The sequence below is a fragment of the Acinetobacter sp. 226 genome (assembly GCF_048147925.1).
In the GTDB taxonomy this organism is placed as follows: Bacteria; Pseudomonadota; Gammaproteobacteria; order Pseudomonadales; family Moraxellaceae; genus Acinetobacter; species Acinetobacter pecorum.
This window is the reverse complement of record NZ_JAYWYX010000048.1, coordinates 1-7,618: the sequence shown is the minus strand read 5'-3', so window position 1 is coordinate 7,618 and position 7,618 is coordinate 1. Positions and strand designations below refer to the sequence as shown.

Annotated in this window: 4 protein-coding genes and 2 pseudogenes; 1 reads left to right on the top strand and 5 read right to left on the bottom strand. The window is 42.5% G+C overall.

The window, feature by feature from the left end:
- Window positions 1-241: 241 nt before the first annotated feature.
- From VXP95_RS14900 to VXP95_RS14880, 5 genes and pseudogenes are all read right to left on the bottom strand, one after another.
- The gene (locus VXP95_RS14900) at window positions 242-1,699 is read right to left on the bottom strand and encodes an efflux transporter outer membrane subunit (protein WP_004871268.1); all 1,458 of its coding nucleotides are present in this window, start codon (window positions 1,697-1,699) and stop codon (window positions 242-244) included.
- Window positions 1,700-1,714: 15 nt separating this feature from the next.
- Window positions 1,715-2,842 (bottom strand): ABC transporter permease, encoded by a 1,128-nt coding sequence (locus tag VXP95_RS14895; RefSeq protein ID WP_004871265.1) that lies wholly within the window; start codon window positions 2,840-2,842, stop codon window positions 1,715-1,717.
- A gap of 1 nt (window position 2,843) precedes the next feature.
- Window positions 2,844-5,615, bottom strand: a complete 2,772-nt coding sequence (rbbA, locus tag VXP95_RS14890; protein WP_416712311.1) for a ribosome-associated ATPase/putative transporter RbbA — start codon at window positions 5,613-5,615, stop codon at window positions 2,844-2,846.
- Between the two features lie 20 nt (window positions 5,616-5,635).
- The gene (locus VXP95_RS14885; protein ID WP_004871259.1) at window positions 5,636-6,634 is read right to left on the bottom strand and encodes an HlyD family secretion protein; all 999 of its coding nucleotides are present in this window, start codon (window positions 6,632-6,634) and stop codon (window positions 5,636-5,638) included.
- Window positions 6,635-6,787: 153 nt separating this feature from the next.
- Window positions 6,788-7,459 (bottom strand): annotated as a pseudogene (locus tag VXP95_RS14880) (IS982-like element ISAba4 family transposase); the annotation flags it as partial.
- 55 nt (window positions 7,460-7,514) lie between these two features.
- Between VXP95_RS14880 and VXP95_RS14875 the strand changes: the two are divergent.
- Window positions 7,515-7,618 (top strand): annotated as a pseudogene (locus VXP95_RS14875) (IS5/IS1182 family transposase); the annotation flags it as partial.

Genomic DNA, 7,618 nt, shown 5'->3' with positions numbered 1-7,618 from the left:
TGGAAGGGATTCATCTGCTGTATCTCGAAATAAATAAGATATTTAGCTTATCATGTCAGCCTATTTGCAACAGTGCCCGTAGCAGTGCTACAACCTGACTGCTCAAACCATTGGATAAATAAAGCCCTTGTAAAAACAAGGGCTTTATTACACAAATATTCAAAAGCTGAATTTTTCCAAACCATCAAAATTTAAATTTCTACCTGGGTAGAAGATGAATAGAGCAATTAAAGCACTTTATTCAGTCAGACTGGGTGGATTGCCACCCCCCGCCAAGTGTTTTATACAGATCCAGTAGATTTTGTGCCTGCGCCAGCTTTCCCTGAACCTGTTTATCTGCAAGCTCATTTGCGGTTAAACGTGCACTAAGTGCACGATCCAGCGTCATTTGGCCATAACGATACAATGTACTGGCATCTTTGGCTTGTTGATTGGCTTTATGCAGTGCCTGTGCCAATAAAAGATTTTGACGACTTAACGCAAATTGAAGCTGATAACTACTGTCTACTTCAGCAAGTGCTTTTAATACAGCATGATCATAATCGGCCAGAGCAGCCTGCAAACGATGATCACTTATTTCAATATTATGATGAATACGTCCGGCTGTAAAAATTGGCAAAGTCATCCCTGCACTCACCAAACCACCATAACCTTTTAAATCTGGTAAATCGCTATCCAGACTCAATTGCCCGGTTTGCCAAAAAAACTGCATATTAAAACGCGGTAATAAATCTGCCTGTGCACTGGCCCGTTTGGCACTATATGCTTGTACCACCGCCTGTTTGGCCTGTATATCTGGACGACGATTCAGGATTTGCAACGGCCGCTGTCCTTGCGGGGGGGCTGGAATATGCTGCAAGATATTTTGTGGGCTTGCTGCGAGTTTAAATCCTTGTGGCACTTGGCCGGTCAATACCGCGATATTACGCTGATACGCATCGGCCTGTGCCTGTAGAGTGGCTAATTGTGCTTGTACTGCTGTAAGTTTGGCATCTACATCTTTAACATCATAATCGGTAATCTGGCCAGCTCTAAATCTCCCCTGAGCATACCGTTTTAACTGCTGTAACGTCGCAACCGTATGATCACCAATTTTGATGCGTTGCTGTAAACTGCGAACGGTAAAGTAATTCTGGGCAATATCACTAGCAACCAGCATTTGAGCGCCATACCATTGCTGCATGGTCGCCAGACTGGCATATCGGGCAGCATCTACATCACTTTTTTTCTGTCCAAAAATATCGAGTTCCCAGCTCGCAATAAAGCCCATGTGCTGCGCATGTCCATTAAAATTGAAATTATCATCGCCCAGTGATGACCCGAGTTGAGATAAAACATTTTTCACATCTGAATTTAACGGATTGTCTAGCTGGAATTGATGAGCACTAACCCCTGCATTGGCCCCTAAGGCGGGCTTGAGGTCGGCTTCTGCTAATTGTGTGGTAGAACGTGCAGCCTGTAAATTTTCCAGTGCTACCTTTAACTCGTGATTGGTTGTCAGTCCCTGTTCAATCAATCGGTTTAGCACAGGATCATTCCAGTTTTGCCACCATTGTGCAATTTCTGCCGATCCTTTTGCCATATCGGTCTGATCAAATTGTAAAGGCAGCATAACCTGGGACTCTACTTGGACTTGATTTTTGGCACAGCCACTTAAAATTAACCCCGTTAACAAACTCACATACAGCCATTTATTCATTTTTATCCCCCTGGTTTAACCTTGCCGTGCCAACATATGACGAAAACGCCCAAGTGCCAATGCCAGAAATACAATCCCCATCAGCGTCATAATCAGTAATTTATCCCACACACTATCAATACCGGCATTCCGGAATAAAACAAACTGTCCGAACTGAACATATTGTGTGACGGGTGAAATCTGCGTCAACCATTGCATGACTTCAGGCATACTTTCCAGTGGCGACTCCGAACCGGACAATAACCGTGTGACCACATATACCGGCAAACATAGCAAGCCAAATTGTGGCATTGTGGGAGCAAGCGTTGCCAACCAGATTCCCAGTGCCGATACCGAAAACAAATAAATCACTGTTCCCAAGGTAAATAAAGTCACAGAACCATTAATGGGTACCTGCAACCAGTGATTTACGACAAGCCATAAGGACAGTAAAGCAGCTACGGTAATCACCAATCCATTGGTCAGAATTTTGGCCATAGCAATTTCACTGGCAGAAACTGGCATCACCAATAAATGCTCAATGGTTCCATGTTCACGCTCGCGGATAATTGCCGCACCAACCAGCACCATGGCTAGCAGGGTAATATTGGCAATAATCTGCACAACACTGAGATACCAATGTGATTCGCCATTCGGGTTATACATGACATGCAGGACAGGCTTCACCGGGAGTAAACTTTCTGAAGAAGGCTGTTTTAAAAATTGACTGACTTGCTGTGAAATGATTTGTTGAAGATAGACTAGACCAATACCGGCCTGTGTAACTGAGGTTGCATCCGCCAAAACCTGAATTTCAGGGGCACGACCTGCGACCACATCTTTTTCAAAATTGGCAGGAATGTCAATCACAAAAACATATCCGCCCTGATTCATCTGCTGGTCGATATTTTCCCGTTGTTCCAGTACTGGCGTTTTAAAATACGGCTGCTGTAAGGCATCCCGTATTTGATACGATAACTGCGAATGGTCGGCATCGAGAATGGCAATTGATGAATGACGGACTTCCGTGGTAATTCCTGTAGAAACCGTATAAACAGCCACCGAAAGGACCACCACAATCAAGACCATTAACGTATAATCACCTAGCAAACTGCGCAGTTCTTTCCGGCTTAAAAACCAGACATTTTTCATCCATTGCCACATGCTATTGCTCCTGTTTCTTTAAGAACAAACCTGCCAGCAATACATATAGGATGCAAAATAGCGTCAACATTACATAATATTGGACAAAATCCTGAAAACCCAAACCCTTGGTAAAACTCCCCAGACTGATCAATTGATACCATGCAGTTGGAAATCCCCAACCGATCCAATAATTTACGCCCGTTAATGTAGATAATGGATAAAGTAACCCTGAAAAATTCAATGCGGGAATTAAGGTAAAAATCGCCGATGCAAAAATCGCCGCAACCTGCGTTTTGACCAGACTCGAAATCAATAAACCAAAAGCTGTCGCGGCACAAACCAGTAAGAGTGCCCCTAATGTCATGGCCCAGAAACTTCCTGAAACAGGGACATCCAGCACCACAACGGCAAGCCAGACCAGACTGAAATAACTGCACATCGCCAAAGCGATATAAGGTAACTGTTTACCAATTAAAAACTGTCGGACTGATGCCGGAGACGTATACAAGTTGGTAATTGAGCCGATTTCCCGCTCTCGCACCACACCGAGGGCGGTCATCATGGCGGGAATCAACATCATCGCCATCATGATCATTCCAGGTGTAAAAGCATAAATACTTTTGAAATCCTGATTATAGACAAATCTTGGCTGTATCGAGACCGCAGATTTGACCTCTATCGGCAGCCCCATGGCCGTTATTTTATCTGTCCCGTAATTACTCATCATGCCAAGAATAAAACCCTTAATATTTTCCGCAGTAAATGGCATGGAACCATCTACATAGAAGCCGACTTCCGGTTTATTTCCACGCATCAGATCTCGACCAAAATCAGGTGGAATATCAATCACCAACCTGGCTGTAGATGTTCTTAACACAGGATCAATTTCAGCCTCGGAACCAATATATTTTTCCAGCGTAAAATATCGCGAAGCCGTAAAATATTCCGTTAAGGCCCGACTTTCCACACTTTGATCACGATCCAGAATTGCGAGTTTGACATTTTTAACATCAAAAGAAACGCTATAGGATGCTGTCATCATGAGAATGATCGGGCCAAGAATCGCAAAAAACATTCGAATCGGATCACGCCATAACTCTTTGCCTTCCCTGACAGCAAATGTCCAGACCATGGCAAACCAGACCATTAATCTATAAAAAAGTGTCTGGTTCTGGCGGGCTTCACTTCTTAAACTCTCTTGCTCTTGATCGGTGTGATGCTGAACAGGGTGTTCAGCTTCACCTGATGCTTGCTCCAGATAAATAATAAATGCCTGCTCGAGTTCATCTGTGTGTTGCGCCTGACACAATGCCTGCGGTGTCCCTACTGCCAGAACCCGTCCACGGTGCATAAATGAAATACGGTCACAACGTTCAGCTTCATTCATAAAATGCGTCGAAACAAATATCGTAATACGATCCTGTCGCGATAATTTTATGAGATGCTGCCAGAACATATCTCGTGCAGCTGGATCGACGCCAGAAGTAGGCTCATCCAGAATCAATACTTCCGGATGATGTAAACATGCTGCGGCTAACTGTAAGCGTTGCCGAATACCTAAAGGCAAAGCGGCGGGCTGAGTATCTGCTTCTTTTTGCAGATCAAACTGCTGCAATGCACTTTGCACTGCATTTTTAGCATCATTCCCTGTGAGCCTGTACAATTTTGCATGTAGTTCCAGATTCTGACGTACCGTTAATTCTTCATATAATGAAAATGCCTGTGACATATAACCCACTTTCATTCGGGTTGCCATGTCTCCTGCATTAATTTCTTTTCCTAGCAGTTTTGCCGTGCCTGAACTGATATCCAGCAAGCCTGTTAGCATTTTCATGGTGGTGGATTTGCCACATCCATTTGAGCCTAAAAAACCAAAAATTTCACCGCGTGCAATCGTAACGTTAACATGATCTACTGCAATAAAATCACCAAATTGCTTGGTCAAATCATGTGCTTCAATTGCCGGAGGAGAATCTGGATCTGCAACAAATGGCGTCACGTGTAACACGCCCGTTCCACGTTTATTTTCTGGCAGCAGCTTCACATAAGCTTCTTCGAGTGTTTGACTCTGGGTCTGCTGTAACACTTCCTGCGTTGTTGCATTGGCAATTAACTGTCCATCATCCATCGCCAATAAATATTCAAAGCGTTGCGCTTCGTCAATGTAAGCGGTTGAAACAATCACCGTCATTTCCGTATTTTCAGCGCGTAAATCATCAACCAGATTCCAGAATTGCCGTCTTGATAAAGGATCAACACCTGTCGTCGGCTCATCTAGAATTAATAATTGCGGATTATGGACTAAAGCACAGCATAAACTCAGCTTTTGTTTCATGCCGCCAGATAATTTACCAGCCGGACGATTCACAAAAGGATCTAATCCTGTTGCCTGTAATAATCGCTGGATTCGCTGTTTTCGGGCACGGGTATCCAAACCAAAAAGGCTCGCATGAAAATCTACATTTTCATAGACAGACAATGTGGGATATAAATTGTGCCCCAAACCTTGGGGCATAAAAGCGATACGCTGTGACAAATGTTTCTGGATTTTTTTTTGTGAAATATCCTGATCAAAAATCAAAACCTGCCCGCTTTGGATCACCTTCACCCCGGCAATAAGGGATAATAATGTTGATTTTCCAACACCATCAGGTCCAATCAACCCGACTGTAACAGATTTGGGAATCGACAGATGAATATTATTTAATGCTCGAACCTGCCCATAAGTATGAGAAACGCCCTGTAACGATACAGCAGTTACAGTGTTTTCTTGCTGTTTTACATCCGTCATGGCGAACTGCCTATTCAATTTTATTGTGTTCTGGCGTTTTGCTGTAATTGCGGTAATTTGGCCTGCCATTGTACTGGCCATGCCTCTTGTGGATTGGTACGGACATAACCATTACCAGTTAAGCCACCTTTTAACACCCCTTGATACTGCAAGCTAATTTGTTGGGGAATACGCAATTTTACCTTATACATAAGTTTTTCGCGTTCATTGGCTGTTTCCACATATTTAGGGGTAAATTGTGTATTGCTGGCAATAAATGTAATTTTTGCAGGCCAAACTGCATCAATCCCGTCAAGCACAACTATGGCATCATCACCCAGCTTTAATTTTCCAACGGTATCTGTAGGAAGAAAAATTGATAAAGTCACATCACTAGGATCAAGTAAAGTGATGACTTTACTGCCAGGCCCAACAACATTGCCCAGTTCCGCAATACGATACTCTACCCGACCAGTCTGTGGTGCGCGGATGAACATATCCTTATTGGCCGAAGATGCGATATTCATTTGTGCCTGAGCCTGATTAACCGCAGCAATTGCTGACTCCCGTGCTGCCTGGGTTGCTTTAACCGCAGCTGCCTCGCCATCCCGTGCTGCTTGACGGCGTTGCACTTCTACCACAGAAATCAAATCCTCCTTTTTCAGCTGTAGCGCATTATCCAGCTCGAGTTGTGCAACCTTTAACTGCTGTTGTCTTGCTGCAATCTCAGCTTCGGCCTGATGTACTGCTTCTTCTGCACGCTGTTTACTGGCTTGTGCACCTTCAACCAAACTGTGACTTTGCTCAGCTGACAAAACTACTAATACTTCATCTTTTTTAACCAGATCACCTTCTTGTACCTTAATATCAATCACCCGGCCTGGATACAAAGAGGCGACATCAAGTCGCTGTAGTTCCAATCGCCCATTACTCCCCTCAAAACCCGAAGGTAATTTTTTCAAACTTTGCATATTGACCCATACAGCCCCCCCGATAAGTACACACACAATTACAGCAATAATGAGCCATTTTTTTTGCATTTGCTTTATTCCTTATCAAATACAGACATAAAGGCATATTATAATGGTTCGGTTACACAAACCAGTCCATCAAAACTTATTCAGTAATATTATTTCCAGATGAATAAGCAGGCTTGAATGATATTCACCTTATTTTCCTTATATTAACCCCAGTTACGGATAAGCCAAAGATTTAATCACATGAATTTTAGGCTTATTCTTTTGGCAAAGTTGATACGCACATAGTGAAGAAAATACGCCTGCTAAAAAACCAGCAATCGAACGATGTTTACTCGTAACTAAGTGATATTTTTCTTTCAATAATCCTATCAATGTTTCAATTCTTTTACGTTGTCGTAGATGAAATTCATCAGAAAATGGCAATAAGGTCACTCTCATATTTTTTCTTGGATAAGTAATTAAATCAATGCCTTGCTCTTTAAGTGTTTCTTTCAATGGTTGGCTAATGTAGCCTCTATCACCATAGACCGTTGCTGATAAGCCATTCACTAAATCCTCAACTTTTTTAAGATCAGCAATATGTCCGTTTGATAAATCTGAATTTACAATTTCACCCTCTTGATTCATCAGCAAGTGTAATTTGCAACCATAAAACCAGCCCATCGTACTTTTACCACGAGAAGCAATCTCATCTAAAGCATGATGACCTTTAGGGATTCTTTTATTTTTACAAACAGGTAAAGGTGTTGAATCAATCCATAAATATGAACTTTCATCTTTTTGGCTCAACGCATAAAGCAAAGCATGAATAGCAAGTTGGTGCTGATTGATGAGGGTAATCAGGTTTTTATAACAAGGCAAGTCTTTAAAGAGTTTGCTTTCAAACGGCTTTGTTGCACAAAGCTATTCTTGAAGGCTTCTTCAGTAATATAATTTCCAGATGAAGAAGCCTACACCTAAAATCTATCGTACAACCAATTGGTCCTCGTATAACCAAGCTTTAATCAAGCGAGGAAATATTTCAATCTGGTTTGATCCTAAGAC

Coding starts and splice junctions, on each gene's coding strand:
- VXP95_RS14900 (WP_004871268.1), bottom strand. CDS start 1,699: ATGAATAAATGGCTGTATGTGAGTTTGTTAACGGGGTTAATTTTAAGT.
- VXP95_RS14895 (WP_004871265.1), bottom strand. CDS start 2,842: ATGTGGCAATGGATGAAAAATGTCTGGTTTTTAAGCCGGAAAGAACTG.
- rbbA (WP_416712311.1), bottom strand. CDS start 5,615: ATGACGGATGTAAAACAGCAAGAAAACACTGTAACTGCTGTATCGTTA.
- VXP95_RS14885 (WP_004871259.1), bottom strand. CDS start 6,634: ATGCAAAAAAAATGGCTCATTATTGCTGTAATTGTGTGTGTACTTATC.